At 64.7% G+C, this 26,672-nt stretch carries 22 protein-coding genes; 11 read left to right on the forward strand and 11 right to left on the reverse strand.

Annotated features, from left to right (window positions below):
• Positions 1-587: 587 nt before the first annotated feature.
• From QCE88_RS35005 to QCE88_RS35035, 7 genes are all read left to right on the forward strand, one after another.
• On the forward strand, positions 588-1,913 hold the full coding sequence (locus QCE88_RS35005; protein WP_309910071.1) for an MFS transporter: 1,326 nt from the start codon (positions 588-590) through the stop codon (positions 1,911-1,913).
• A 19-nt stretch (positions 1,914-1,932) separates the two neighbouring features.
• Positions 1,933-4,473: a nitrite reductase large subunit NirB gene (nirB, locus tag QCE88_RS35010; RefSeq protein ID WP_309910073.1), complete on the forward strand. Its 2,541-nt coding sequence runs from the start codon at positions 1,933-1,935 to the stop codon at positions 4,471-4,473.
• Positions 4,474-4,498: 25 nt separating this feature from the next.
• Positions 4,499-4,843 (forward strand): nitrite reductase small subunit NirD, encoded by a 345-nt coding sequence (gene nirD / locus QCE88_RS35015; protein WP_309910075.1) that lies wholly within the window; start codon positions 4,499-4,501, stop codon positions 4,841-4,843.
• 625 nt (positions 4,844-5,468) lie between these two features.
• Positions 5,469-5,816 (forward strand): hypothetical protein, encoded by a 348-nt coding sequence (locus tag QCE88_RS35020; protein ID WP_309910078.1) that lies wholly within the window; start codon positions 5,469-5,471, stop codon positions 5,814-5,816.
• Positions 5,817-5,934: 118 nt separating this feature from the next.
• Positions 5,935-6,282: a hypothetical protein gene (locus tag QCE88_RS35025; RefSeq protein WP_309837859.1), complete on the forward strand. Its 348-nt coding sequence runs from the start codon at positions 5,935-5,937 to the stop codon at positions 6,280-6,282.
• A 156-nt stretch (positions 6,283-6,438) separates the two neighbouring features.
• A complete protein-coding gene (locus QCE88_RS35030) occupies positions 6,439-7,461 on the forward strand; it encodes a hypothetical protein (protein ID WP_309910079.1) in 1,023 nt (340 codons plus the stop codon).
• Between the two features lie 139 nt (positions 7,462-7,600).
• Positions 7,601-8,209, forward strand: coding sequence for a hypothetical protein (locus QCE88_RS35035; protein ID WP_309910080.1), 609 nt, complete (start codon positions 7,601-7,603; stop codon positions 8,207-8,209).
• 14 nt (positions 8,210-8,223) lie between these two features.
• Here the strand turns inward: QCE88_RS35035 and QCE88_RS35040 are convergent, their stop codons facing one another.
• From QCE88_RS35040 to QCE88_RS35065, 6 genes are all read right to left on the reverse strand, one after another.
• The gene (locus QCE88_RS35040; RefSeq protein WP_309910081.1) at positions 8,224-9,699 is read right to left on the reverse strand and encodes a heavy metal sensor histidine kinase; all 1,476 of its coding nucleotides are present in this window, start codon (positions 9,697-9,699) and stop codon (positions 8,224-8,226) included.
• Positions 9,696-10,409, reverse strand: a complete 714-nt coding sequence (locus tag QCE88_RS35045) for a heavy metal response regulator transcription factor (RefSeq protein ID WP_309837865.1) — start codon at positions 10,407-10,409, stop codon at positions 9,696-9,698. The genes QCE88_RS35040 and QCE88_RS35045 overlap by 4 nt, the downstream gene beginning before the upstream one ends.
• A gap of 96 nt (positions 10,410-10,505) precedes the next feature.
• A complete protein-coding gene (locus QCE88_RS35050) occupies positions 10,506-11,969 on the reverse strand; it encodes an efflux transporter outer membrane subunit (protein WP_309910082.1) in 1,464 nt (487 codons plus the stop codon).
• A complete protein-coding gene (locus QCE88_RS35055; protein ID WP_309910084.1) occupies positions 11,966-13,222 on the reverse strand; it encodes an efflux RND transporter periplasmic adaptor subunit in 1,257 nt (418 codons plus the stop codon). The genes QCE88_RS35050 and QCE88_RS35055 overlap by 4 nt, the downstream gene beginning before the upstream one ends.
• Before the next feature lie 19 nt (positions 13,223-13,241).
• Complete coding sequence (locus QCE88_RS35060; protein ID WP_309910086.1) at positions 13,242-16,427, reverse strand: efflux RND transporter permease subunit; 3,186 nt, start codon at positions 16,425-16,427, stop codon at positions 13,242-13,244.
• A 344-nt stretch (positions 16,428-16,771) separates the two neighbouring features.
• Positions 16,772-17,041 (reverse strand): DUF4148 domain-containing protein, encoded by a 270-nt coding sequence (locus tag QCE88_RS35065; protein ID WP_309837872.1) that lies wholly within the window; start codon positions 17,039-17,041, stop codon positions 16,772-16,774.
• 272 nt (positions 17,042-17,313) lie between these two features.
• On the opposite strand from QCE88_RS35065, the gene QCE88_RS35070 reads away from it, so the two are divergent.
• A complete protein-coding gene (locus QCE88_RS35070) occupies positions 17,314-18,645 on the forward strand; it encodes an Nramp family divalent metal transporter (RefSeq protein WP_309910087.1) in 1,332 nt (443 codons plus the stop codon).
• A gap of 74 nt (positions 18,646-18,719) precedes the next feature.
• Here QCE88_RS35070 and motB read toward each other — a convergent pair whose 3' ends face one another.
• The gene (gene motB, locus QCE88_RS35075; RefSeq protein ID WP_309910088.1) at positions 18,720-19,700 is read right to left on the reverse strand and encodes a flagellar motor protein MotB; all 981 of its coding nucleotides are present in this window, start codon (positions 19,698-19,700) and stop codon (positions 18,720-18,722) included.
• Positions 19,701-19,733: 33 nt separating this feature from the next.
• Positions 19,734-20,606 carry a flagellar motor stator protein MotA gene (gene motA / locus QCE88_RS35080; RefSeq protein ID WP_309910089.1) on the reverse strand — a complete coding sequence of 291 codons (873 nt, stop codon included), beginning with the start codon at positions 20,604-20,606 and terminating at the stop codon, positions 19,734-19,736.
• A gap of 258 nt (positions 20,607-20,864) precedes the next feature.
• On the opposite strand from motA, the gene QCE88_RS35085 reads away from it, so the two are divergent.
• Both QCE88_RS35085 and QCE88_RS35090 read left to right on the forward strand, forming a co-directional pair.
• Positions 20,865-21,710: a helix-turn-helix transcriptional regulator gene (locus QCE88_RS35085; protein ID WP_309910090.1), complete on the forward strand. Its 846-nt coding sequence runs from the start codon at positions 20,865-20,867 to the stop codon at positions 21,708-21,710.
• A 125-nt stretch (positions 21,711-21,835) separates the two neighbouring features.
• The gene (locus QCE88_RS35090; RefSeq protein ID WP_309819845.1) at positions 21,836-22,108 is read left to right on the forward strand and encodes a hypothetical protein; all 273 of its coding nucleotides are present in this window, start codon (positions 21,836-21,838) and stop codon (positions 22,106-22,108) included.
• Between the two features lie 89 nt (positions 22,109-22,197).
• Here the strand turns inward: QCE88_RS35090 and QCE88_RS35095 are convergent, their stop codons facing one another.
• From QCE88_RS35095 to QCE88_RS35105, 3 genes are all read right to left on the reverse strand, one after another.
• Complete coding sequence (locus QCE88_RS35095; protein WP_309819848.1) at positions 22,198-22,365, reverse strand: hypothetical protein; 168 nt, start codon at positions 22,363-22,365, stop codon at positions 22,198-22,200.
• A 129-nt stretch (positions 22,366-22,494) separates the two neighbouring features.
• Positions 22,495-23,958 (reverse strand): MFS transporter, encoded by a 1,464-nt coding sequence (locus tag QCE88_RS35100; protein WP_309910091.1) that lies wholly within the window; start codon positions 23,956-23,958, stop codon positions 22,495-22,497.
• Positions 23,959-24,080: 122 nt separating this feature from the next.
• Positions 24,081-25,373, reverse strand: coding sequence for an MFS transporter (locus tag QCE88_RS35105; RefSeq protein WP_309910092.1), 1,293 nt, complete (start codon positions 25,371-25,373; stop codon positions 24,081-24,083).
• Between the two features lie 521 nt (positions 25,374-25,894).
• Here QCE88_RS35105 and QCE88_RS35110 point away from each other — a divergent pair.
• On the forward strand, positions 25,895-26,638 hold the full coding sequence (locus tag QCE88_RS35110) for a response regulator transcription factor (protein ID WP_309837884.1): 744 nt from the start codon (positions 25,895-25,897) through the stop codon (positions 26,636-26,638).
• Positions 26,639-26,672: the final 34 nt, after the last annotated feature.

Consider the following 26,672-nt stretch of genomic DNA (forward strand, 5'->3'; position numbering starts at 1 on the left):
CTGTTGCACGAAGGGACGCCGTTGTCCTTGCTCTCATGGATTCGTGTGCCCCTCACGTCGTTGCAAGCGGCATTGCGTAGGTCAATGCAAGTAGCAGGCCATGACGCATGCACGCGTAATCCCGGTCGGCGCGCGGCACCCGCTTTGTGCGCGGCGCACTGGACGAGCACCGTTTCGGCGCATGCATGCCTGCTCCATGTGAATGGCGCGTGTTCACCAAGCGGTTAACAAAGATAACCAGACGGTACAAACAGGCGAGCAACGCTGCTTTGCGATGCGGCGTCCCGCACGGCATCAGTGCTGCGCCGCACCAGCGCTGTGCCCGTCTGCATCGAAAGTGCGCCGCGCCGGGTCTCTGTGAACGCTCCTGACATGCTCCGCAAAGCCCCGCCCAGCAAGCCTTTGCAGCCGATTCCGCCGCCGATGGCATAGCCCTTGCCTTATGGCTTGCCATCGGATCAACGGCGATCCGTCTCGATTACAGCGCCCGGCAGGTGAACAACGTGCGGGCATCGGACAACGGCGTCCCCCGCATCGGCTTACCGGCCGGATGCGCGGGACGCCTTTCTTTTTTTGGCGGTTAGACGATGGACAAAGCCACCCGGATCGATCTCTTCAGCATGCGCAGCGTGCCGATGCGCGCCTTCCATCTCACCTGGATGGCGTTTTTCGTGTGCTTCTTCGCGTGGTTTGCGTGCGCGCCGCTGATGCCGCTCATCAAGCGCGAATACGGTCTCAGCGCCGATCAGGTCGCCAACATCAATATCGCGGCCGTCGCCGTGACGATTCTAGTGCGGCTCGTGATCGGCCCGATGTGCGACCGCTTCGGTCCGCGCAGGGTCTATAGCGTGTTGCTGGTCGCAGGCGCGGCGCCGGTGATCGGCGCGGCGCTTTCCACGGGTTACGACAGTTTTCTGTGGTGCCGTCTCGCCATCGGCGCGGTGGGCGCGAGCTTCGTCATCACGCAGTACCACACGTCGGTGATGTTCGCGCCGAACGTGGTCGGCACCGCGAACGCGACGACCGCGGGCTGGGGCAACGCCGGCGCGGGCGCGGCCCAGGCCGTCGTGCCGCTGCTGGTGGCGGCGGCCATTGCGCTGGGCGCGGGTGCTGCGTCGTCGTGGCGCATCGCGCTGCTGGTGCCGGGCCTCGCGATGCCAGTCATGGCGTTCTTCTACTGGCGCTATACGCAGGACTGCCCGCAAGGCGACTTCGTCGAACTGCGTCGCGCAGGGATCGCCATCGATGGCGGCAAGAAGGGCGGCTGGCAAAGCTTCCTGGCCGCGTGCTCGAACTATCGCGTGTGGATGCTGTTCGTCACGTATGGCGCGTGCTTCGGCGTGGAAGTGTTCATCCACAACATGGCCGCCGTGTATTACGTCGACCGCTTTCATCTCACGCTCGGCGAAGCGGGTCTGGCGGCAGGCAGCTTCGGCCTGCTCGCGCTGTTCGCTCGTGCGCTCGGCGGCTGGCTCTCGGACAAGGTGGCCGCGCGACGCGGTCTCGACGTGCGCTCCACGCTGCTGTTCGTACTGATCGCGGGCGAGGGAATCGGTCTCTTCGCCTTCGCGCATGCGCCGGGCGTCGCGCTCGCCGTGATCTCGATGCTCGTCTTCGGCCTCTTCACCCACATGGCCTGCGGCGCGACCTACGCGCTGGTGCCGTTCATCGACCGCAAGGCGCTCGGCGGCGTGGCCGGGGTGATCGGCGCGGGCGGCAACGTCGGCGCGGTCGCGGCGGGCTTCCTGATGAAAGGCCTCGGCAGCGCCCAGGCCACGCTTTCGATGCTGGGCGTGATCGTCGCCGGCACGGCGCTGTGCGCGCTGGCCGTGCGCTTCTCGCCCGAACACAAGGCACGCGAAGCCGCGCTGCGCGAACGCGCGCTTGCAGCCAACAACGTCATCGCGAACTGAGAAAAGAAAGGTCCCCGTCATGAAAATCGTCGTCATCGGCCACGGCATGGTCGGCCATAAATTTCTCGAAGCGCTTGCCGAGAGCGGCAACGATGCCATGCAGGTCACCGTGCTGTGCGAAGAACCGCGCGCCGCATATGACCGCGTGCATCTCACGGAATTCTTCACGGGCAAGAGCGCGGATGATCTCTCGCTGGTCGAGGAAGGCTTCTTCGAGCGTTCCGGCTATGCGCTCAAGCTGAATGCGCGCGCTGTCGGGATCGATCGCACCGCACGCACCGTGACCGCGTCCACCGGCGAAGTGCTCGCCTATGACAAGCTCGTGCTCGCAACCGGTTCTTACCCGTTCGTGCCGACGATTGAAGGACGCGATCGCGCGGGCTGCTTCGTATATCGCACCATCGAGGATCTCGAAGCGATGCAGGCCTTCGGCGCGCACTCGAAGACGGGCACCGTGGTGGGCGGCGGCCTGCTCGGACTGGAAGCGGCGAAGGCGCTGCGCGACATGGGATTGCAAACGCATGTGGTCGAATTCGCGCCGCGCCTGATGGCCGTGCAGGTGGACGAAGGCGGCGGCCGCATGCTGCGCGGCAAGATCGAGGAACTCGGCGTCACCGTGCATACCGGTAAGAACACGCTGGCCATTGTCGAAGGCGAAGGCGCGGCGAACCGCATGAATTTCGCCGACGACACGCATCTCGACACCGACATGATCGTGTTCTCGGCGGGCATTCGTCCGCGTGACGATATCGCGCGCGCGGCGGGGCTGGAGATCGGCGCGCGCGGCGGCATCGTGATCGACGACGCCTGTCGCACGAGCGATGCCGACATCTATGCGATCGGCGAATGCGCGTTGTGGAAGGGCCAGTTGTTCGGACTGGTGGCGCCGGGTTACGACATGGCGCGTATCGTCGCGAAGCAGATCGTGGGCATCGAAGCCGCGTTCGCCGGTGCGGACATGAGCACGAAGCTCAAGCTGATGGGCGTGGATGTGGCGAGCATCGGCGATGCCCACGGCAAGACGCCGGGCAGCCGCACATACCAGTACAGCGACGAGCGCAAGCAGGTCTACAAGAAGATCGTTGTCTCCGATTGCGGCAAGTTCCTGCACGGTGCGGTCATGGTGGGCGACGCCGCGGAATACGGCACGCTGTTGCAGATGATGCTCAACCGGATCGAGTTGCCCGAGGCGCCCGAATTCCTGATCCTGCCTTCGAGCGATGGCCGCGCGAAACCCGCGCTCGGCGTGGAAGCGCTGCCCGACGGTGCGCAGATCTGTTCGTGCAACAACGTGAGCAAGGCCGAGATCTGCGCGGCGGTGTGCGCGGGCGCGACCAGCATCGGTGCGATCAAGTCGTCGTGCAAGGCGGGCGCGACCTGTGGCGGCTGCGTGCCGCTCGTCACACAGGTGATGAAGTCGGAGATGAAGCGGCAGGGTCTCGCGGTCAACAATCACCTCTGCGAGCACTTCCCGTATTCACGCCAGGAGCTGTATCACATCGCGCGCGTGGAAGGGCATCGCACATTCGGTGCGCTGCTGGCGAAGCACGGCAAGGGACGCGGTTGCGATATCTGCAAGCCGGCAGTCGCCAACATTCTCGCGTCCTGCTGGAACGAGTTCGTGCTGAAGACGGAACACGCGAGCCTGCAGGACTCCAACGACTACTACCTCGCCAACATCCAGCGCGATGGCACGTACAGCGTCGTGCCGCGCATGCCGGGCGGCGAAGTCACACCCGATGGACTGATCGCGGTCGGGCAGATCGCGAAGCAGTATGGTCTCTACACGAAGATCACCGGCGGCCAGCGGGTCGACATGTTCGGCGCGCGCGTCGAGCAGTTGCCGTTCATCTGGGAAGCATTGATCGCGGCCGGTTTCGAGTCGGGACATGCGTACGGCAAGGCGCTGCGCACGGTCAAGTCGTGTGTCGGCTCGACGTGGTGCCGTTACGGCGTGGGCGATTCGGTCGGCCTCGCGATCGAACTGGAGAACCGCTACAAGGGCCTGCGCACGCCGCACAAGATCAAGTTCGGCGTGTCGGGCTGCACGCGCGAATGCGCGGAAGCGCAGGGCAAGGACGTCGGCGTGATTGCAACGGAGAAGGGCTGGAACCTCTATGTGTGCGGCAACGGCGGCATGAAGCCGCGACATGCCGAATTGCTCGCGTCGGACCTGGATCATGCAACGCTCGTGCGTTATATCGACCGCTTCCTGATGTTCTACGTGCGCACGGCCGACCGCCTGCAACGCACCAGCGTCTGGCGCGACAACCTTGAAGGCGGGCTCGACTATCTCATCGATGTGGTGGTCAACGACAAGCTCGACATTGCAGCGGAACTGGAAGCGGAGATGCAACTCGTCGTCGATACCTACGAGGACGAATGGAAGAAGGCCGTAACCGACCCGCAGACGCGCAAGCGCTTCCGCCACTTCGTCAACAGCGACGCCGCCGATGTCAACGTGAGCTTCGTCGAGGAACGCGGCCAGATCCGGCCCGCCACGCCGGATGAACGCAAGTCGAAGCTCGCGGACATACCGGTGGTTGTCGAGACCGTCTGACCCATTGAAACGCAAGGAGATCAACATGAACGACCGCATCGAACAGGACTGGACCGCCGTGTGCGAACTCGACGACATCGTGCCGGACACGGGCGTCTGCGCGCTCGTGAAGGGCGCGCAGGTCGCGGTGTTTCATCTCGCGGGCGAAGAAGCGCATGTTTATGCAATCGACAACTACGATCCGCACTCGCAGGCGGCGGTGTTGTCGCGCGGCATCGTGGGGAGTGTCGGCGAGCGCATCGTCGTGGCCTCGCCGATCTACAAGCAGCATTTCGATCTGCAAACGGGCGAATGCCTCGAAATGCCCGAGCTTTCAGTCAGCGCGTATCGCGTGAAAGTGGCGGGCGGAAAGGTGTGGGTCGCCGCCTGACTTTTCTGTAATTCATTTCCTTTCATGACACAGCGCCGCCCGGCGCTGTGAAGCTGCGTGCAACCCGTGCGCCTCCGTGGAAACCCTTGAAAACAGGGCGTTTCCGACCGCATCCCTCCTACAAATGAGCGTTGGCCCACTCAATTTCTCACGATCTGGAAGGACGTGAGGTCGAGTGTTGGCTTTCCCACGCTTACGGCCGTTCATCTTCCTTACAGTCACTCAAAACACAGGCACTCAGTTCAAGACCAAAAGCCTGAAAACATCATCGAAAAGGTGATACGGGGATTGCGATGAAGAACGACCAACAACAAGCACGACAAGCACGACAAGCGGAAGGCCAGTGCGCCGCGCTCCGCTTCACGGACGGTCAACGTCCGCCGCTCCTTCGAGAACGCCGCTCTCGCGTGGCCGAACCGCGCCGCGAGACCGGTCCGTATCGAACCTGAACACACGCTCCGGCGCTTCCTGACTCACCCGCTTGCAACATCGCCCGGATCAACCGGGCGGACTCGAAGCAAGCTGGTGAAACAGGATGCCTAACTAAATGGATTCGCTGTGCCCGCTACATACCGGCGTCGATGTAGCTGGATAAAACCGTGCGCCGAAACCAGGAGACTTCACCATGCAACGCAAACTGATCGCAGCAGCCATCCTCTCGCTCGTGTCCGCCGCCGCCTTTGCCACGGGCACGAACTCCAGCTCCAGCTCGACGTCGGGCGGCAGCACGGCAGCCGCCGTGTACGGCTTCGGCGCCTTCACGGCCACCAACTCGGGCATCGCCAACGGCAACGCGTCGGCACTGGCCGGCACGGGCTTCGGCGTGACGGGCAACGCGACCAACGCGACGACCGGTCACATCAACAATTCGTCGGTGGGCGGCGCGGGCTTCGGCGGTTCGTCGGCGAAGGGCGTGTCGGGCGCGGATGCCGCAGCGAACGCGTGGAGCAAGCTCGGTGGCGGCTGGCATTAAGCCACGGCGACGGACGGCGGATGCCGCCACACGGTTCCGCTCTCCCGTCACCGCACGAAGCAAATAGATGCACAGACAACTGATTCCAATCTCATTCTGTCAACCAGGAAGGTCCATCATGAAACGCACTCTGATCGCTGCCGCACTGCTCTCGTTTGTCTCCGTCGCCGCCATGGCCACGACCACGAATTCCACCTCGAGCTCGACCTCGGGCGGATCGACCTCGGCTTCCGTCTCGGGCTTCGGCCGCTTCACCGCCACCGACTACGGCACGGCCAACGGCAACGCGCAATCGGTCGCGGGCGGCATGTACGGCGTCACCGGCAACATGACCAACGCAACGACCAGCCACAGCAACACGTCGACGGTCGGCGGCTTCGGCCACGGCACGTCGCAGGCAGGCGGCCTGTCCGGCGCGGACGCAGCCGCGAACGCGTGGAGCAAGCTGGGCGGCGGCTGGCGTTAAGCGGCCCGCGGGCCACGGCTCATTCGCCAGGCAAAGGCCGCGTCGTGACGCGCCACGAGAGCGCAAGACGCGTCCTTTGCCCCACCCGATAACAATAAAACCAGATCGTGTCACGGGACCGCCACGCATGGCGCCCCTTTCTTCCGGAGAACCATAATGAACAAGACCACTGTGCAACTGGCCTGTGCGGTTCTGTTTTGCGCCGCGCAACTCGCCCATGCCGATACCACGGCCAACTCCTCGTCGGGCTCGGTGTCCGGGTCCACGTCCACCGGCATCGGCCAGGGCGGCGGCTCGAGCCTGAACAACATCGGCACGTCGGCCAATTCGACGGCCAGCACCACTTCGAATTCTTCTTCCGTCGGTGGCCTTGGCGTGGCGACTGCGAACGGCGGCCGTTCGTCGGCGTCGGGTGGCTCGTCGAACGTGAACATCTCGCTGACCATGCCTTCGCTGACCAACTCCAGCTCGTCATCGACGGGCGCGGCCGGCAGCGGCACGAGTGGCACGAGCGGTTCGGCGAACGGCATCGATGCGACCGGCAAGGCTTCGTCGCCTGGTTCCAGCGCCTATGACACGCGCGCCACGGTCGACTACAACCAGAGCTCGTACTCGGTGCGCACGACGCCGTCCATCGCCGCGCCTGCATTGACCACGACGCTCTCCGACACCTGCATGGGCTCGGCAAGCTTCGGCCTCTCGATCACGGGCTTCGGCGCGACCGGCGGCACGACGATGGTCGATCAGGCATGCGTGCGCCGCCTCGACGCCCGCGAGTTCCGCGCGATGGGCCTGACCGATGTCGCGCTCGCGCTGCTGTGCCAGAGCGATTCGAACCGCCGCGCTGTCGAAGCCACCGGCCATCTGTGCCCGGGCACGACGAAGCCGCTCGCGAAGTCGGGCGAAGACGCCGTGCTGTCGGACGACGAGAAGTATCGCGATCCGCTGGTGCGCGCGCGCCTCGGCCTGCCGGTCACGGCCGCGAATCATCCTGAAGTCAGCATGAAGACGCAGGACGCGCCCGAAGCGAAGCAGCCCGCGCCGGCATCGGCGAAGCAGGTTGTGCAGCCGTCGCCGGTGGCGCAGCGCGGTCATGACAAGGCCGATGTCGCCGGCAATGGCGTCGAAGTGGCCAGCTCGCCGATCGGTGAGAAGATCGAAGTCGCGCTGATGCAGTGACGCAGCAGCCGGTTCGCCGGCAAGGCAGTGCAGTGGAGCAGGAGACGCTTCGCGTTGCATGAGCGTCTCACCCTTTCAAGGGTTGGCTCGTTTTTCGGTTCCCGGAGAGCCAACCCTCGTTTTCCCGCTGAGGCATGCGATGAAGAGTCAGAAGATAGCGGCGGCCGTCGCGCTCGCGGCAGGCACGATGCTCGCGATGATGCCGCCCGCGCACGCCCAGACGAGCGCGGGCGTGATCTGGGCCGCGAACCCGGCCGGCGTGCAGGCGATGCCCAATGCGCAGGCGCTCGCGTTGTTGCCGTCGAGCGGTTATGTGCCGTTGCAGACGTCGGGTGGCAAGTGCCTGCTGGTCGCGCGTCGCGGCACGCAGATTGTCGCGCTCGAGTTGTCGCCGCTGGCGATCGGCGCGAAGGTGATCGGCTGGAAGCCACAGGTCATCGACATGAGCACGCTCACGTCGAAGTGGGGCTACCAGGCGCCGGATTCTTCGCTCGATACGAAGTCATTCGGCAATCCGGTGACTGCGCAGATCTCGGCGCAGAGCAGTACGGTCATGTCGACGAACGCGAGCGCGTGGGGCAATGGCAATGTGGACGCGCACAGCAGCGCGATTGCAGCAGCATCCGGCGAGATGGAATCGGCGGAAGCCGTGACGGTGAACGGCAAGACGTATCGGCGTTACAGCCACTTCAAGACGGCGACGGCAGATGCGCCGGTCGCGGCATCGGACGAATATTTCTGCCAGTGAGATCTTGGTGAGATTCAGGTCGCCGTGGATTTGCTTGCGGCCACCGGCGGCACCGGCAATGCCATGTCGTGCATGCTGCGCGGCTCGCTGCCAAAGCGCGCGACCGAGAACGAGAACGTATTGATGCCGCCCGCGCTCGTCGCCGCCACGGTGCCGCGATGCATCTCGGCCACCGCCTTCACGATGGCGAGCCCCAGGCCGTGGTTCTCACGGCTGTTGGTGCGCGAACTCTCCGCGCGATAAAAACGGTCGAACAGATGCTGCATCACGTGCGGCGCGATCGGGTCGCCCGGATTGGCCACCGCGATGCGAATACGCCCATGTTCACGCACGACGGCAACGGCGATCGTGGCGCCCGGCGCGCAATGCTGGATCGCGTTCATCACGAGATTCGACAGCGCGCGCCCGAACAGCGAGGTATTGACGAACGCGCGCGCGTCGCCGCTCGCCACGGCGCTGACGTGCGCTTCTTCGAGCGGAATCTCCAGGAATTCGAGCGTGCGATTGATCTCGGCAGCGAGTGATACTTCCACGAGTCCGGTCGCGCGTTCGCCCTGATCCGCGCGGGCGAGGAACAGCATGTCGTTGATGATCGCGCGCACGCGCTCGAATTCTTCCAGATTGGATTGCAGCGTGTGACGCAGTTCGTCGATTGAACGGTCGCGCGTCAACGCCACTTCCGTCTGTCCGATCAGAATGGTCACCGGCGTGCGCAGTTCGTGCGCGACGTCGGCATTGAAGGATTCGAGCCGGCCGTAGGCGTGATCCAGACGTTCGAGCGCGCCGTTGAAGGATTTCGCGAGATCGTCGAGTTCCATGGGCAGTGCGCGCGTGTTGAGGCGCTGCGAGCGGTTGTTCGGGCTCAGTGTCTGCGCATCGCGCGAGAGGCGCGTGAGCGGCGCAAGCCCGAGGCGCGCCACGGAATAGCTCAGCAGCAGGACCGCGACCGTGGCGAGCGCCATCAGCGCGGCGAGCGCAAGACCGAAGGCGCGCATGGTGTGGACGTTCGGCGAGCAGTCGATGGCGACGAACAGTTGCAGCGGCGGCCGGTCCACGTTGGGTGGAATGGTGAGCGTGGTCATCAGCATGTCGTAGGCGCGGTCGGCCGGACGGAAGTGCACGTAGCCGTCCATCACCTGCTTGATCACGCGGCCCGCAGGCGGCGCGCCGTATTCGAAGCGCGGGTCGTTGCTGGTGACGGCGAACAGCGTGGAGCCGTCACGCGGCGTGATGTCCGCGAGCTTCTCGCGGGCGATCTTCCATTTGTCCGGATTCGACACGTGCGCGACGATGAGCCGCGCCACTTCCGCGCGATTGTCGAGCGAGTCGCGCAGATGCTGTTCCAGCTGCACGCGCAGCACGAGGAACAGTCCCGACCCGACGAGCGCGAACACGAACAGCGCGACGAGCGCGAACATCACGGCGAGCCGCCGCGAGATGGAGCGCTGCGCGCGTGGTTCAGACGGCGACGACGCCCACGGCATGTTCATGATGGTCTCGCATCTTCCCGGATGTCACGCAGGTCGCGGACTTCGCGCACTTCGAGCACATAGCCCATGCCGCGCACGGTGTGCAGGAGTTTGGTGCGGAACGGGCCGTCGAGTTTCGCGCGCAGGCGCTTGATGGCCGTTTCCACGACGTTCGTATGACTTTCGAAATCGACTTCCCAGACGAGTTCGGTGATGGCGGTCTTCGAGAGAATATCGCCGTGGCGGCGCGCCAGCACCGACAGCAGCTGGAACTCCTTGGCGGTGAGATCGAGGCGCACGCCGTCGCGGGTGGCGCGCCGGCCGATCAGGTCCACGTAAAGATCGCCGACGGAAATCAGCGTCGATTCCTGCGCGCGCGTGCGGCGCGCCAGTGCATGCAGCCGCTCGACGAGTTCGAGGAACGAGAACGGCTTGGTCAGGTAATCGTCCGCGCCTTCGCGCAGCCCGCGCACGCGGTCGTTGATATGATCCCGCGCGGTCAGCATGATGACGGGCGTCGACTTCTGCAAACGCAGCGCCTTGAGCACGGCGAAGCCGTCGCGACGCGGCAGCATGACGTCGAGCACGACCACGTCGTAGTCGTATTCGATGGCGAGATGGGTGCCTTCCTCGCCATCCATGGCGACGTCGACGACCCAACCTTGCTCGGTCAAGCCCGAGCGCAGGTAATCCACCACCTTGTGTTCGTCTTCGACTATCAGGACTTTCATGCCGGGCACCTGTGAGGGTTCTGTTTCGTGTTCATAGCTTGTTCTAGCGCTAACTATACGAGTCTCGCGGTCATCCTGCTTACGTCATCTTTCAAGTCAGCGCGCGGGCGCGTTGCCGTGGGTCGCGGCCATCTCTTCATCGCGTGATGCAGCTTGCGTGTCCCAGCCGCCGCCCAATGCCTTGACCAGTGCCACTGAAGTCGTGCGTTGCTGTCCCTGGATCTGCACGTCCTGGCGTTCGCTCGTGAGCAATTGCTGCTGTGCGGTGATGACATCGAGATACGCGACGAGGCCGCCTGAATAGCGGTCGTTGGCGAGCGACAGCAGGCGCTGCGAATCGTCGACGGCCGCGTGCGACTGCTTCGCCGCGCCATCCAGCACCGACAGTCCGACGATGCCGTCCTGCACCTGCTGGAACGCGCCCAATACCGTCTGCCGGTAATTCGCGACCGCGGCGACATAGCCTTCGTTGGCAAAGTCCACGGCGGCGGAGCGGCGTCCGCCATCGAACACAACCTGGCTCGCCATCGTGCCGATGGTCCACAGCAAGCTCGGCGCCGAGATGAGACTGGAGAGCGCAGTGCTTTCCCAGCCGACCGTGCCGTTCAGCGTCAGGCTCGGAAAGAACGCCGCACGCGCGACGCCGATCTGGGCGTTGGCCGCGGCCATCGCGCGTTCGGCGGAAGCGACGTCGGGCCTGCGTTGCAGGATGTCGCTCGGCAGACCGAGCGGAATGGCCGGCAGCGGGTGCATGGCGAGATCGGGCGCGATGGCGAACTGCGGCGCGGGCGTGCCGACGAGCGCGGCGATGGCGTGCTCGTATTGCGCCCGCTGGCTCAACAGCAATTGCGCCTGCACGCGCGTCTGGTCGAGCAGCGCCTGTTGCTGAAGCACATCGAGACCCGACACGGCGCCCAGATCGTGTTGCGCCTGCACGTAGTCGAGCGCCTTCTTTTGCAGCGCGACGGAGCGGTTCAGCACGTCGAGTTCGGCATCGAGTTCGCGCAGCGAGAAGTAGCTGCTGGCGAGGTCGGTGGTGAGCACGAGACGCGCGTTCGCCAGGTCGTCGCCCGACTGGTCCGCCGAGGCCCGCGCGCTTTCCACTTCACGACGGATGCGCCCGAACAGATCGACGTCGTAATTGACCGTCGGCGCGAGCTTCAGGTCGTTCTGCACGGTCGTGGAGTTCGGCGTGTTGTAGTTGGTGACCGGACGGCTCTTCGAGATGCGCAGCCGCGACGCGTTCGCGCCGAGATCGACCTCGGGCAGCGCGAGCGCGCCGGTTTGTGCGAGCGTCGCGCGTGCCTGCGCGTAGTGCGCGCTGGCGGCGGCAAGCGTCTGGTTCTGCGCGAGCGCCTGGGTTTCGAGCGCGTTCAGCGCGGCATCGTCGAAGCCTTGCCACCAGTCGGGCGCGAGCGGCGCATGCGACGGTTCGCCCACGCGCCAGTAAGAATCGGTCTTCCAGGTGGGCGGCGTGTCGGCGGCGGCCCGCCGGTAGTCCGGACCGACGGTGCACGCCGCGAGCAGGGAAACCAGTGTGAGGCCGAGCAGCGTTTTCATGATGCGGCCTTCGTTCCTGATGCGGCCTGCTGCCCTGGCTGACCCTGTTGCTTCTGCTGCGGGGCGATGACCACGCGATCGCCGTCCGCGATGGAGTCGCTCGGGTTGATGATGATCTTGTCGCTCTGCTCGATCCCGCTTTCGATTTCCAGCGACTGCCCGAGATCCTGCGCAATCACGATCTTGCGCAACTGCACGTGCCCGTTCGCATCGACGACCGCGACGCGCGGCCCTTCGGCGCGGAACAGAAGCGCGTTGCCCGGCACCATCAGGCGCGCATGCGCGGCCGCCGGCAGCGCGACCTGCACATAGGCGCCGGGCCGCAGGCGGCCATCGGGATTGGGCAGCGTCACTTCAATTTGCAGAGAACGCGTGGGCACGTCGATGGCGCCCGACACATGCGTGATCTTGCCGTGGAACTTCTCGCCCGGCAGTTCCGCCTGCGTGACGGTGGCGTCCTGTCCGACCGACACGTTCTGCGCATAGGCCTGCGGCAACTGCACGAACACGCGCAGCGGATCAGACTGTGCGAGCGCGAAGAGCGCGCGGCTGGTGCCGCTGCCGGCATCGATGAGATCGCCGACATCCACGTTGCGCTGCGTGACCACGCCCGCGAACGGCGCGACGATTCGCTTGAACGATTCGAGCTGGCGCAGGCGCTTGACGTTGGCGTCGGCGGCGGCGAGATTCGCGACGTCCTGGTTGTAGGTGCTCTGGCGTTCATCGAGTTCCTGCTGCGAGACCGCATCGCGCTGACGCAACTGCTGCCAGCGCTCCAGCGAACTCTTCGCGAGGCCAAGGCTCGATGAGGTCTGGTCGCGCTGTGCAACGGCCTGCGCGAGTTCCTGGTCGATCTCGGGTGTGTCGAGATCGGCGAGCAACTGGCCTTGCTTCACGCGCGCGCCGATATCGACATACCAGTGCAGCAAATAGCCCGTGGCGCGTGCATAGATCGGCGATTCGACGAAGCCGCGCAGCGTGCCCGGCAAGGTGGTTTCGGCGCCGCCGTCGGTCTGGGAAGGCTGCACCACGTTCACGTACTGCTGCGCGTTCTGCTGCGTGCGCGTGGCGATGGAGCGGCTATGCACCATGTCCGTGACGACGGTGCGTGCAGCGCCGATCGCCAGCAGCGCGAGCACGATGACGAGCGCCACCTTGGCGCGCTTCCATTCGGCATGGCGCGGCGGCAGCGCGGGGCCTTCGTCGGAGTCGCGCGCGGGAATCGCCAGCGAGGCGTGGTTCTTTTCGGTCATGTTCGTGATCTGGTCGATATCAATGTTGTCCGCTCGCGGTGTCGTGCTGCGAAGGCGTCTTGCGCGCGGCGCGGCGCGCGAGCCTTGCATGGATGCCCGCGAAGATGAGCGGCACGAAAAAGAGCGTGGAAACGGTCGCGAACAGCAGCCCGCCGATCACCGCGCGGCCGAGCGGCGCGTTCTGTTCGGCGCCTTCGCCGAGGCCGAGCGCCATCGGGATCATGCCGATGATCATCGCGAAGGCGGTCATCAGCACGGGGCGGATGCGGCTGGCGCCCGCTTCGAGCGCGGCGGTCAGCGGCGGCATGCCGGCGTTCAGCCGTTGCCGCGCGAAGGACACCATCAGGATGCTGTTGGCGGTGGCGACGCCCATCGTCATGATCGCGCCGGTGAGCGCGGGCACGGAGAGATGCGTGCCGGTGAGGAAGAGCATCCAGACGATGCCCGCAAGCGCGGCGGGCAGCGCGCTCACGATGATGAGCGGATCGATCCACGACTGGAAGTTCACGACGATCAGCAGATACACGAGCACGATGGCCATGGCCACGCCGATGCCGAGTCCGAAGAACGACGTGCGCATGGTTTCGACCTGACCGCGCACGACGATCTGGCTGCCGCGTGGAAGCGTCTTGCGGGCTTCATCGACGAGATGATTCACCTGACGCGCGACGCCGCCGAGATCGCGGCCCTCGACGCTCACGAACAGGTCGATGACCGGCCGGATGTTGTAGTGCGTGACCACCGCGAACTGGCTTTGCGGCGCGATGCGCACGAGATTGCCGAGCAGCTGCGTGGGGCCGTTGAGCGAGGCCGAGACCGGGGTGCGCAGCAGTTCGTCGATCGACGAGACCTGATACTGCGGCGTCTGCACCGAGAGGTTGTACTCGACACCGTTGCGCGGATTGAACCAGAAGCCCGGCGCAGTCTGCGAACTGCCCGACAGCGACACGAGCACATTCTGCGCGACGTTGTTCGCATTGAGATTGAGCTGTTGCAGACGCGTGCGGTCCATTTGCAGATCGATGACGGGCTCGTCCAGCTTCTGCTGGATATGCGTATCGACATTGCCGGGAATCATGCGGATCTGCTTCATCAGCTTGCTCGCGGCTTCGAAGTTTGCCTGGCCGTTTTGCCCCTGGATCTGCACGTCGATGGCGGCGGGCAGGCCGAAGTTCAGGATCTGCGTGACGATGTCGGCCGGCTGGAAGAAGAACTCGACGCCCGGGAACAGGCGCGGCAGCCGCGCGCGCAGTTCGTCGATATAGGTCTGCGTGGGCGCGTGATCCGCCGTGAGCGCGACCTGGATCTCGCCGTCCAGCGTGCCGATGGTGCCCGCGTTGCTGTAGGACAGGTTGATGCCGCTGTAGGGCAGGCCGAGGTTGTCGAGGATCGTCGAGAGTTCGTGCTGCGGCACCACTTGACGCACGACGTTTTCGACTTGATCGGCGAGACGCGCGGTTTCCTCGATGCGTGTGCCGGTCGGCGCGCGCATGTGCAGGCGGATGTCGCCGGCATCGACGCTCGGGAAGAAGTCTTCGCCCAGCACGAACACGAGGGCCGTGGAGAGCACGCAGAAGCCCAGGAACAGCGAGCCGAACAGGCGCCGGCGCACCAGCAGCGTGGAGAGAATCACGATGTACGCGGCGCGCATGCGCTCGAAGCCGCGGTCGAAACGCTGATGCAGGCGCATGAAAATATTGGGCCGGGCCTGCGCATCCGGCGCGTGTGCGTGGCCCATCAGCAGCATCGCGAGCGTGGGGACGAGCGTGCGCGAGAGAATGTACGACGCAATCATCGCGAACACGACCGCTTCCGCCAGCGGCACGAACAGGAACTTCGCGACGCCGGTCAGGAAGAACATCGGCACGAACACGATGCAGATGCAGAGCGTCGACACGAGCGCGGGCACCGCGATCTCGCCGGCGCCTTCGAGAATGGCTTCGTGCAGGTCGGTGCCCATGTGCAGATGGCGCTCGATGTTCTCGATGGTCACCGTGGCGTCGTCCACCAGAATGCCGACCGCGAGCGCAAGGCCGCCGAGCGTCATGATGTTGATGGTCTGCCCGAGCGCGTGCAGCACGATCAGCGAAGAGAGGATGGACAGCGGAATCGAGATCGCGATGATGCAGGTGCTGCGCCAGTTGCCGAGGAACAGCAGGATCATCGCGGCGGTGAGCGCGGCGGCGATCAGCGCTTCGCGCACCACGCCCTGCACGGCCGCCTTGACGAACACGGACTGATCGAACAGCGCGCTGATCTTGAGATCGGGCGGCAGCGAAGCGCGCGCTTGCGGCAACAGGTCCTTCAGCGTGTTGACGATGGACAGCGTCGACGAGTTGCCGTTCTTCAGCACCGAGATCAGCACGCCGCGATGGCCGTCCTGGCGCACGATGTTGGTCTGTGGCGTGAAACCGTCGCGCACGTGCGCGACTTCGCGCAGATAGGTGGTCGCGCCGTTGATGGTGCGCACCGGAATGTCGTTCAGGCCCGCGACAGTGGCAGGCGAGCCGTTCATGTTGATCGTGTATTCCTTCGGCCCGATCTTCGCGGTACCCGTGGGCAGGATCAGGTTCTGGGCGTTCACGGCCTGCACGACGTCGGTGGGCGTGAGGCCCTTGGCGAGCAGCGCGCGCGTGTCGAGATCGACGGAAATCACGCGGCTCTTGCCGCCGTACGGGTAAGGCACGGCGGCGCCGGGAATCGTCACGAGCTGCGGACGCAGGAAGTTGAGCGCGGTGTCGTTCAGGTCCTGTTCCGATTGCTTCGGACTGGAGAGGCCAAGCTGGATCACCGGAATGCTCGATGCCGAATAGCTGATGACCAAGGGCGGCGTGGCGCCGGGCGGCATTTGCTTGAGCTGCGCCTGTTCGACCGCGACGGTCTGTGCAATCGCGGTCTGGATGTTGGCCGTGGGTTGCAGGAAGAGCTTGATGATCGCGATGCCTTGCAGCGACTGCGACTCGATGTGCTCGATGTTGTTCACGGTGGTCGTCAAGCTGCGCTCGTTGACTGACGTGATGCGGTTGGCCATGTCCTGCGCGGAGAGGCCGGTGTAATTCCAGATGATGCTGACGACGGGAATGTCGATTTCAGGGAGTACGTCGACTGGCGTCGTCAAGAGGACGAAGGGCGTCGCCAGCAGGATCATGATGGCCATCACGATGAACGTGTAGGGCCGCTTTAGCGCAACGTTGACTATCCACATTGAGTCGTTCGGAAGAGCTTGGAAAGGGCGCGGCGGCGAGCTTGCATGCGGCGCGCGGGACGCAATGACGGACGAGGCGGGCGAAGATCTGCCGTGACGCTATGGTAGTGGCCGCGCGCCAACGACAATGTGGCGTGAATATGGCGCTTCTGTCAGATTAGGCGATTTGAAAGCAAGCGATTGAAAGGGCGCGGTCAGGGCCGAGCGGAGCGCTTGAATGACAGAGGAATAGAGCGGGACATGCGCCGGTTATTTCCGGCAGAGGACAGGCGACGAGACGGCGCGGGAACGCTCGCGTGTGGAGGGAACCGCGCGGTGTCTCGACGTGATGAAGCGCGACTTCGTTACTGGGCGGGTTGCTGCATGGCGGGTTGTCCGGCGGCGGAGGAGCCATCGGTCGATGCACCGTAAGCGCTCGACGATTGCACCTTGGCTTCGGCGGCCTGGATGTTATCGGGGTAGAAGGCATCGCGCTCGGACGGGTTGTAACCCGCCTGTTCGACACGTTGCAGGTCCTGTTTGACCTGGGCGCGGGTCAGTCCGTCGGATTGGGCGAGCGCGGCAAGCGGCGTGGCGGCGAGTGCGAGGATCGCGAAGCGGGTAATCAGTTTCATGGGGGACTCCTCGAGCGTGGTAACGATGAATGCGGTCCATGCCTGCAAGTCATGCACGGCCACGGGCTCATTCTATGTTTTGGGTGGTGACGACATGCTGGCGTTCAAATGGCGCTTTCGTCAGATTGGAATGCGTGTCGTATAGGCGGTGAAGGGGCGTTGAAGGCAGCAGGGTGGTGGTCTGTAAAGCGGGAAGACCGGTGATAGACTCGCCGGCTTGGCGAGGCTGCTCGCACCGGGTTCAATCAAGCATCGCAGCGGGGATCGATAAATTGCCGTTCAATCTGCCGACCACGGCCACCGCGCCGTTCTGTCCTTCCGAAGTCAAAGGCTCCGTAGCCGTGGCGGCCGGTGCGCCGCTCTGGAAGAAGCTGCTGCAATTCGCGGGGCCCGGCTTGCTCATCTCCATCGGCTACATGGATCCGGGGAACTGGGCGACGGATATCGAAGCCGGATCGCGTTATGGCTATGGGCTGTTGTTCGTCGTCGTGTTGTCCAGCCTCGCGGCGATGGTGCTGCAGGTTCTTTCCATGCGGCTCGGCATCGTGACGGGGAAAGATCTCGCGCAGTTGTCGCGCGAACGCTATGCGAAACCCGTGGCGAATGCGCAATGGGTGCTGGCGGAACTGTCGATCATTGCCTGTGATCTGGCCGAAGTGCTGGGCGGTGCGCTCGCGTTTCATTTGCTATTCGGCGTGTCGCTGATCTGGGGCGTCGTGCTGACGGCATTCGACACGCTCATCGTGCTCGGACTGAAGGGCAAGAACTTTCGCGATCTCGAAGCAATCATGCTGGGGCTCATCGCGACAATCGGGATCGGCTATGTGGTGGAGTTGGTGCTCGTGAAGCCGCATTGGCCTTCGGTGGCGGCGGGGCTCGTGCCTTCGATCCATGCATTGAGCCAGCGGGAGCCGCTTTATCTGGCCATCGGCATTCTCGGCGCGACCGTGATGCCGCATAACCTTTATCTGCATTCTTCCATCGTGCAGACGCGGGTGGTCGAGCGGGACCGCTCGAGTCTGCGCTCCGCGATCACGCTTTCACGGCTCGATACCATCGTGTCGCTGATTCTCGCGTTGATGATCAATGCGGCGATTTTGATTCTGGCGGCGTCGGCGTTTCATGCTACCGGGCATACGCAGGTGACGGAGATCGAGGACGCTTATAAGCTGCTTGCGCCGATCGTGGGTACGGGCTTGGCGGCGGTTTTGTTTGCGGTGACGCTGTTCGCTTCCGGGCAGAGTTCGACGTTTACTGGGACCATCGCCGGGCAAGTCATCATGGAAGGGTTCTTGAGGTTCAAGATCCCTTGTTATCAGCGGCGGTTCATTACCCGCGCGCTGGCGTTGATTCCGGCGCTGATCGGGGTTTATTGGCTGGGGAATGGGGCCGTGGGGAAGTTGCTGGTGGCCAGTCAGGTTGTTTTAAGCCTGCAATTGCCGTTCGCGTTGTATCCGCTTATCCGGATGACCAGCGATCGAAGGCTCATGGGAGAGTTCGTCAACGCGCGGTGGATGAAGGCGGTTGCGTGGGGGTTGTTTGTCGTGATCAGCGCCGCGAATGTGTGGCTCGTGGTGCAGACGGTGGGGGAGTGGGTGGGGTGACAATGAGTTTGCTCAAGGGCCCGCGAAGCACACTCCGAACGTGTGCCTCATGCGAGGGCCCGTTGACCAACGCGTTACTTCACCACACTCACCGCCCCATTCGACTTCGCCGCCACCGCTGCCGGAATCGCAGCCTCGACAGGTTGCCCCTGATCGACCGTGGTGCGCCCGCCGTCCTTGAAGAACGCCTGCTCCGCAGCTTTGTTCAACACAAGAATACTGATCCGCCGATTAGTCGGCTCATCGACCACATCCTTGTTCAGCGGCAGCACGTCAGCCAGCCCGCGCACCTGCAGCACCTTGCTTTCCTTCATCCCCCCGGCCACCAGCGCGCGCCGCGCCGCATTCGCGCGTTCGCTCGACAGCTCCCAGTTCGAATACCCGGCCTGACCACCGGAGTAGGGCACCGCATCCGTATGTCCCGCGATCGACACGCGGTTCTCCACGTCGTTCAGCGAAGCCCCGATGTTGGTCAGAATCGTGGTCACATAACCTTCGAGCCTGAAGCTACCGGAAGCAAACATCGGCCGATTGAGCGAATCCACGATTTCGATACGCAAGCCTTCGCTCGTAATCGCAATCCGGATCTGATCCTTGAATGCACGCAACGCCGGGGTCTGCTCGATCAACGCCGTCAGCTTCTGCTTCAGCTGCTGAAGCTTCTGCAGATCCTCCATCGCCACAGCCGCGCGCGCGATGGTCTGCGGCACCGGTTGCGTCTGGCTCTTCTTGCCTTCGCCAGGACGCGTGCTCGACAGATCCTGACCGCCGCCGGTAATCACGCTCGTATGCGTGGACGCGCCGCCATCATTGCCGAACAGCGCCGACAACGGCGTGTTGAAATACTGCTCGATGCCTTCCTTGTCGTACTTCGACGTGGACCCGAGCAGCCACATCAACAGGAAGAACGCCATCATCGCGGTGACGAAGTCGGCGTAGGCGATCTTCCACGCGCCGCCGTGATGCCCATGTCCGTGCGCCTTCTTCTTGCGCTTCACGACCACGGTAGGTGCGAGCACGGACTGCAGCGGATCGCGTGACGGTTTCTCAGCCATGAGAGTGAATTCCTTCTTGCGTGCGCGTGCGGGTTACGAAGCCGACTTCGGCATCTTGGTTGCGCGCACCGCGTCGTCCAGTTCCTTGAAGCTCGGACGGTCCGCCGTGAACAGCACCTTGCGGCCGAACTCGACTGCAACAGTCGGCGCATAGCCGTTCATCGAAGCAAGCAGCACCGACTTCACGCACTGAAACGGCTTTGCCTCAGCGGCGCCCTTTGCATTGAGCAGATCGGCGAGCGGGCCGATGAAGCCGTACGCCAGCAGAATGCCGAGGAACGTGCCGACCAGCGCGCCCGCGATCATCTCGCCCAGAATGGCGGGCGCTGCGCCCACCGAGCCCATCGTGTGCACCACGCCCATCACGGCGGCGACGATACCGAACGCGGGGAGGCCATCGGCCATCTTCTGGATCGCGTTGGCCGCGACCGCGCTTTCGGTGTGATGCGTTTCGAGTTCCTCGTCCATCAGGTCCTGCATCTCGAGCGCGTTGACATTGCCCGCCGACATCATGCGCAGATAGTCGACGATGAAGTCGAGCAGATGATGATCGGCCATCACGTGCTCGTACTTCTGGAACAAGGGGCTGGATTCGGGGGCATCGACGTCGGCTTCGAGGGCCATCATGCCTTCCTTGCGCGCCTTCTGAAGCAGTTCGTACAGCAGCGCGATCAGCGCGACGTACTTCTCCTTCGTATAGCCGCCGCCCTTGAACGCCTTCGGGATGGATTGCAGGGTTTTCTTGAGCGTCGCGGTGGGATTCGACACGACGAATGCGCCGATCGCCGCCCCGAAAATGCACAGCAGCTCGAACGGCTGCACGAGCGCGGCCAGGTGGCCGCCGACGCCGATGAAGCTCCCGATCACCGAGCCGATGACCAACACCCATCCGATGATGACAAACATGATTTCTCCGCAGTTTTCCGCGCGCCGCGGGCCGTGCGTGCTTGCCTGAAGACGCGCACGGCTCGCGACACATTGTTCGCTTATTCTTGGCACTTAACGGCCGGTAAGAAGCGGAAATGAAGGGTGGCCGGTGCAAGTTTTTCTGCGCAAATGTTTGCGGCGTAAATGTTACGTCGCGTGCGATTCGCGTAGCGGGGGCGTCGCGATGACCTGCCAGGTAATGGAACGCGCGCATCCGGTTCGACTAAGATCGTTCGCATGAACTCGACTTTCGCCCCCGCTTTTGCCGATCCGGCGCGCGCCGGCCCGACCGCCACCGTCGGCGCGCTGCTGCGCGAATGGCGCCAGAAACGACGCATGAGCCAGCTCGATCTGGCCGGCGAGGCCGATGTTTCCACGCGGCACCTGAGCTTCGTCGAGTCGGGGCGCGCGCTGCCGAGCCGGGACATGGTGATGCGTCTCGCCGAACAGCTCGACGTGCCGCTGCGCGAGCGCAATACGCTCCTGATGGCGGCAGGCTACGCGCCGATGTATCGCGAGCGCGCACTGGCCGATCCGCACATGGCCAGCGCGCGCCGCGCCGTCGAACTGGTGCTCAAGGGGCACGAGCCGTTTCCCGCGCTTGCCATTGACCGCCACTGGAACATCGTCGCAGCCAACGCGGCGCTGCCGCCACTGATCGGATCCGCCGACGCCGCCCTGCTGACGCCGCCGGTCAACGCGCTGCGCCTCTCGATGCACCCGCGCGGCCTTGCCGGCGTCATCGACAACTGGACCGAGTGGCGCGCGCATCTGCTCGCGCGGCTGCATCGGCAGGTCGAGGTGTCGGGCGATCCGGTGTTGATTGCGTTGCACGCTGAACTCGAGGCCTATCCGGCGCCGGCGCACGCTCATGCGCCACAGCCCACGCGCCACGAACCCGATCCGGTGGTCGTCCCGCTGCGCCTGCGCACGCCGCATGGCATGCTGTCGTTCTTCAGCACGACCACAGTGTTCGGCACGCCAGTCGACATCACCTTGTCTGAACTCGCGATCGAAGCCCTGTTTCCCGCCGACGACGCCACCGCCGCCGTTCTCGGCCGGCTTGCCGAAGCACGACGCTAAGCTTGCGCCGGCGCGCACGGGCTTACAGAATGGAACCTAGTGCGGGCAAGCGGATCAATGAGAGGAAGGCAGGCTGTGCAACCCGAGCCTGGTGAGCTTTTGTCCAACCAACGCGGAAGATAGCGATGATTCAAACATTCGAGCAAGTGATCGGCGGGCAAAGCATGCAGTTCTGCGCAAGCATTGCGGACGGCGGCGGCCCGCCGCGCGTCATTATCAGCCGGGCAGATTCGGCGGAGTCGCTGGTGATCGTTCAGGCCGAGGGCATCATCGGCACGATCAAGGCGGAAGTGGAAGCGCCCGCGTCGCTGGTGGCCGATGCCGTTCGCAAGGCCCAGCAGGAGGCGCTCATCGAGCGCGCACTCGAAACCGGGGCCGTGCAGACCACGAGTCTCTAGGCTTCACGGCAGCCAACTTCACACGGATAAGCCCGCGCAGTTCGTCGAACCGCGAGGGCTTTGTTTTGTAATGCTGGAGACGCCAGGCGCTACAAACGCGGCTCGCCGTTCTTCGGATCGGCGGGCACCATCGGCGTGGCGGAATCCGGGCCGTCGGGCATGTCCGGATCGTCGGGGTTCGGCGCCGCGTCCGGATCGAACAATTCGTCGGGATCCGGCTCGTACGGCTCTTCGGGGGAACGGGGCAGCGTCGACATCAGCTTCTCCTTGAGGGTAGATGGCTTCATGCTCCAGGGCAGCTTGCTTTCGATCCTGTCCGCCCTGAGCGTCTTGCTTGATCGTTGCAACAGGCGTACCCGCTGACCGGTACGTCTCAATGACTGCGTTCAATCAGCAGTTTCGGAAAGTGCGTTACGCGCGCGTTCTGACGGATGGTCCTTGTCCGTCTCCGACGGATTGCTCACCTGACGCGCAACCAGCGCCGCGCCGAGCAGGATCGCGACGGACAGGCCGGCCGACCAGCGCACGGCATCGACGATATGCGCCGCGCCCGCTGCGCCGTCCCCGTGACCCGCGAGCGCGCCGAACGCCGCGACCCCGATCGCCCCCGCCGCCTGTCGCGCCGTGTTGAGCACCGCCGATGCCGTCCCCGCGCGCTGCTGGCCGACGGTGCCGAGCAAGGCGGTCGTCATGGCGGGCACCGCGAGCCCCATGCCGGAGGGAATCAGCAGGAACGGCACGAGCAGGGCGGCCGTGGGCGTGTGCGCATCGACGAAACAGAGCGCGGCGAAACCGGCGGCGTCGAGCAGCGCGCCCGCGATCATCGGACCGCGCGAGCCGAAGCGCGCGACCACCGGTCCGCTCGCCAGGTTCGAGATGAGGAATCCGCCCGTCAGCGGCAGGAACGCCAGGCCCGTTTGCAGCGGCGTATGGCCGAGCACGCGTTGCAGGTACAGGCTCAGAATGAACACCGTTCCATAGTAGGTGAGATTCACGCCGATACCGAAGACCACCGCTGCGCTGAAGGTGCGCTCGGCGAACAGCGAGAGCGGCAGCATCGGCGACGCGCTTCTGCGTTCGATCGCGACGAATCCGCCGCCCGCCGCCAGCGCGAGCAAAAGTCCGCCCCACACGAGCGGATGGGCGATCCCGAGCGGCCGCCATTCGATCACCGCGCCCACCAGCGCCGCCAGCGCCACGATGGCGAGCGTCTGGCCCGGCAGGTCCAGACCGCGCGCATTCGCGTCCTTCGGCCGCGTGGCCCGCACCCACAGCATCGTCGCCACGATGCCCGCCGCGCAGACCGGCAGATTCACCCAGAAGATGCTGCGCCAGCCGAAGGCCGCGATCAGCACACCGCCGACGATCGGCCCCGACGCAATCGACACCGCGCCCGCCGCCGTCCAGAGCCCGACCGCGCGGGCGCGCAGCCGCTGATCGTGGCCGCACGCCGCATTGAGCAAGGCCAGCGAGTTCGGCAGCATCGCCGCGGCGCCGACGCCCTGCGCGGCGCGCGCGGCGATCAGTTGCGGCGCATCGACGGAAAAGGCGCACGCGAGCGACGCCAGCCCGAACAGCAGCAGTCCGCCGAGAAACATGCGTCGCGCGCCGAAGCGGTCGCCGAGCGATCCGGCCGAGAGCATCAGCGCGGAAAATGCGAGCGCGTAGCTGTCGACGGTCCATTGCAGGCTCGCGACGCTCGCGCCCAGATCGCGGCCAATGCTCGCCAGCGCGACATTGACGATGGACACGTCCAGTTGCGACACGACAAAACCGACGCTGGTCGCGGTCACGACGAGCTTTTGTCGCCCGGACAGGTGCGTGGAGGAAGAGGAAAGGTTCGAGTTCATGCCGCTTATCGTAGGCGCGTGGCGCGTTCGATGTTTCGGCCTGGCCTGAAACGTGAAAATCCAGGCGTAAAAATGGCGCACTGCGTCAGCAGGTGCGCCATTTTTTCGAGTAAAGCCCTAACTTAACGCGCGTGCTTGATGAACAGCGTCGTCAGCGCGCCCACCACGCACAGCGCGGCGACATACCAGACCGGCGCGAGCGGGCTCGACTTCATGAACAGCGAAACGACGATCGGCGTCAATCCGCCGAACACCGCATACGCGACGTTGTACGAAAACGAAATACCCGAGAAGCGTACGGCGGCGGGGAACGACTTGACCATCACGAACGGAATCGCGCCGATCACGCCGACGAAAAAGCCCGCGACCGAATACCACGGCAGGAGCGCGGAGGCATCGACGGCGACTTCGCGGAACAGCATCCAGTACGACACCGCCAGTGCCAGGCCGCCGATGAAAATGGTCTTGCCCGCGCCGATCCGCCCCGCGATCGCGCCGGCCAGCACGCAGCCGATCGTCAGGAACAGCGTCGCGGCGCAGTTCGCCACCAGGACCGTCGCCGGCGCGAGGTGGAATTGCTTCTGCAACAGCGTCGGCGTCATCAGGATCACGACGACGATCGCCGCCGACAGCATCCACGTGAGCAGCATCGAGACGATCACGGCGCGGCCGTGGTCGCGGATCACGGCCTTGAGCGGCAGCTCCGCCGCGAGCGACTTGCGCAGCTTGAGTTCGGCGAAAACCGGCGTTTCGTGCAGCCAGCGGCGCAGATAGACCGAGCAGAGCCCGAACAGGCCGCCCAGCAGGAACGGCAGGCGCCAGCCGAAATTGGCGACATCGGCCGGCGTGAACGCCTTGTTGATGCCGGTCGCGATCAGCGAACCGAGCAGGATCCCCGCCGTCAGGCCGGCCGTCAGCGTGCCGCATGCATAGCCGATGTGCCGCGCCGGCACGTGTTCCGACACGAACACCCATGCGCCCGGCACTTCACCGCCCACCGCCGCGCCCTGCATCACGCGGAACAGGAGCAGCAGGACCGGCGCCATCAGGCCGATCGACGCATACGTGGGCAGCAGGCCCATCAGCAGCGTCGGCACCGACATGAGCAGCACGGAGAGCGTGAACATGCGCTTGCGTCCGAGCAGGTCGCCGAAGTGCGCCATGACGATCCCGCCCAGCGGACGCGCCAGATAACCCGCCGCGAAGATGCCGAAAGTCTGCAATTGGCGCAGCCAGTCAGGAATGGCCGGCGGAAAGAACAGCTGGCCGATCACCGGTGCGAAGAACACGAAGATGATGAAGTCATAAAACTCGAGCGCGCCGCCGAGCGCGGCGAGCGTGAGCGTCTTGTAGTCGCCACGCGTGAGGGCGCGGCTGGCCGCGCGCGGGGCGTCGGACAGAGGTGTTGCCTGCATCGAAAGAAAACCCGTGAGTGAAAAGACCACGCGTGACGCGCGGGCAGGGCGAGGCTGTGCCCGATGCGGGAGGGGTCGGGTGCGCCGGATGGGCGCGCGGCGGATCCGGGTGTGGAAGACGCCGATGACCGGACAGGCGCGGAGTCGAGAGCCGCCGCCCGTCCATCCGCGCTGCGGGAAGCGACGGAGAGCCGCGGCGCAGCTTGCTACGCGACGTCTCGGTAAAACGGCGGAAGCGGGGACTGAAAAGCCAGACGCGCGATGTTACAGGATGCACGCGACTGAAAAAACGAAATGCCGTTCTATTTTTTGCAGAGGTTGCGCGCATAAGACGGCACGAGACTGTCCTCATGGTCGGACACATGCATTGACAATTCAGACGAGTCCGATGGGAAAGCGGCGCGTGCTTGCCCAGAATGCCGAGTTCGAAGCGCCCGTCTCCTCCCTTCGACGAGACGCCCGGCGGATGCCCTTACCCGCGCATCCGCTCCATGTCCCTTGGACTCATCAGGTAAGACACCATGCGCGTCGCCGTTCTGCAAACCGATCCGAGTTATCGAAATCTCGTCAGCGACGTCGTCAAGCGACTCGGCCATACCTGCGTGACTTTTGGCGACGGCCTCGTGCTGTCTAAAGCCCTGTCGCGCTCCACGGTCGATCTGCTGATCCTCGACTGGAATTCCACCGGCCTGTGCGGGCTGGATCTGCTCAAATCCGTGCGCTCCAGTTTCGGCGAGCGCGTGCCCGTGCTGTTCGCCACGCCGGACGGCGCCGAGCACAACGTCGTGTGCGCGCTCACCGCCGGCGCGGACGATTACGTCGTCTATCCCATCCGTCCCGGCGAACTCGGTGCGCGTATCGAGGCACTGCTGCGGCGCGCCTATCCGACCACGTCGAACGCCTGCCTCGAAATCGGCCCGTATCGGTTCGACGCCCGCCAGCAGATCGTCACGGTGCGCGGCAAGCCGGTGCAGTTGAGCGGCACGCAATTCCGGCTGGCGCAGTTGTTCTTCTCGAACATCGGCCGCGTGCTGTCGCGCGATCACATCTTCGCGATGGTCTGGGGACGCGAGTTCCGCGAAACCACGCGGACCATCGATAGCCACGTGTCGCGTCTGCGGCTCGCGCTCGAAATTGAGCCGGTCAACAATTTCCGGCTACAGCCGGTCTACAAGAGCGGATACCGGCTGCTTCATCTGTACGACGACGGCAAGGGAAGAGGCGACGAGCGCGTTGATTCCGCCGCCGCGCAGATCGCCGCCTGACGGCCAGGTCGTCGTTGTCGTGGTGGTCACGCTG

Source organism: Caballeronia sp. LZ035, assembly GCF_031451175.1.
Lineage (GTDB): Bacteria > Pseudomonadota > Gammaproteobacteria > Burkholderiales > Burkholderiaceae > Caballeronia.

What these genes read in the sequence shown, in the direction of transcription:
- QCE88_RS35030 (WP_309910079.1), top strand. Translation starts at nt 6,439, where the DNA reads ATGAACAAGACCACTGTGCAACTGGCCTGTGCGGTTCTGTTTTGCGCC.
- motA (WP_309910089.1), bottom strand. Translation starts at nt 20,606, where the DNA reads ATGTTTGTCATCATCGGATGGGTGTTGGTCATCGGCTCGGTGATCGGG.
- QCE88_RS35110 (WP_309837884.1), top strand. Translation starts at nt 25,895, where the DNA reads ATGCGCGTCGCCGTTCTGCAAACCGATCCGAGTTATCGAAATCTCGTC.
- QCE88_RS35050 (WP_309910082.1), bottom strand. Translation starts at nt 11,969, where the DNA reads ATGAAAACGCTGCTCGGCCTCACACTGGTTTCCCTGCTCGCGGCGTGC.
- QCE88_RS35055 (WP_309910084.1), bottom strand. Translation starts at nt 13,222, where the DNA reads ATGACCGAAAAGAACCACGCCTCGCTGGCGATTCCCGCGCGCGACTCC.
- QCE88_RS35065 (WP_309837872.1), bottom strand. Translation starts at nt 17,041, where the DNA reads ATGAAACTGATTACCCGCTTCGCGATCCTCGCACTCGCCGCCACGCCG.
- QCE88_RS35020 (WP_309910078.1), top strand. Translation starts at nt 5,469, where the DNA reads ATGCAACGCAAACTGATCGCAGCAGCCATCCTCTCGCTCGTGTCCGCC.
- QCE88_RS35090 (WP_309819845.1), top strand. Translation starts at nt 21,836, where the DNA reads ATGATTCAAACATTCGAGCAAGTGATCGGCGGGCAAAGCATGCAGTTC.
- QCE88_RS35045 (WP_309837865.1), bottom strand. Translation starts at nt 10,409, where the DNA reads ATGAAAGTCCTGATAGTCGAAGACGAACACAAGGTGGTGGATTACCTG.
- QCE88_RS35040 (WP_309910081.1), bottom strand. Translation starts at nt 9,699, where the DNA reads ATGAACATGCCGTGGGCGTCGTCGCCGTCTGAACCACGCGCGCAGCGC.
- motB (WP_309910088.1), bottom strand. Translation starts at nt 19,700, where the DNA reads ATGGCTGAGAAACCGTCACGCGATCCGCTGCAGTCCGTGCTCGCACCT.
- QCE88_RS35100 (WP_309910091.1), bottom strand. Translation starts at nt 23,958, where the DNA reads ATGAACTCGAACCTTTCCTCTTCCTCCACGCACCTGTCCGGGCGACAA.
- QCE88_RS35025 (WP_309837859.1), top strand. Translation starts at nt 5,935, where the DNA reads ATGAAACGCACTCTGATCGCTGCCGCACTGCTCTCGTTTGTCTCCGTC.
- nirD (WP_309910075.1), top strand. Translation starts at nt 4,499, where the DNA reads ATGAACGACCGCATCGAACAGGACTGGACCGCCGTGTGCGAACTCGAC.
- nirB (WP_309910073.1), top strand. Translation starts at nt 1,933, where the DNA reads ATGAAAATCGTCGTCATCGGCCACGGCATGGTCGGCCATAAATTTCTC.
- QCE88_RS35095 (WP_309819848.1), bottom strand. Translation starts at nt 22,365, where the DNA reads ATGTCGACGCTGCCCCGTTCCCCCGAAGAGCCGTACGAGCCGGATCCC.
- QCE88_RS35060 (WP_309910086.1), bottom strand. Translation starts at nt 16,427, where the DNA reads ATGTGGATAGTCAACGTTGCGCTAAAGCGGCCCTACACGTTCATCGTG.
- QCE88_RS35005 (WP_309910071.1), top strand. Translation starts at nt 588, where the DNA reads ATGGACAAAGCCACCCGGATCGATCTCTTCAGCATGCGCAGCGTGCCG.
- QCE88_RS35105 (WP_309910092.1), bottom strand. Translation starts at nt 25,373, where the DNA reads ATGCAGGCAACACCTCTGTCCGACGCCCCGCGCGCGGCCAGCCGCGCC.
- QCE88_RS35035 (WP_309910080.1), top strand. Translation starts at nt 7,601, where the DNA reads ATGAAGAGTCAGAAGATAGCGGCGGCCGTCGCGCTCGCGGCAGGCACG.
- QCE88_RS35085 (WP_309910090.1), top strand. Translation starts at nt 20,865, where the DNA reads ATGAACTCGACTTTCGCCCCCGCTTTTGCCGATCCGGCGCGCGCCGGC.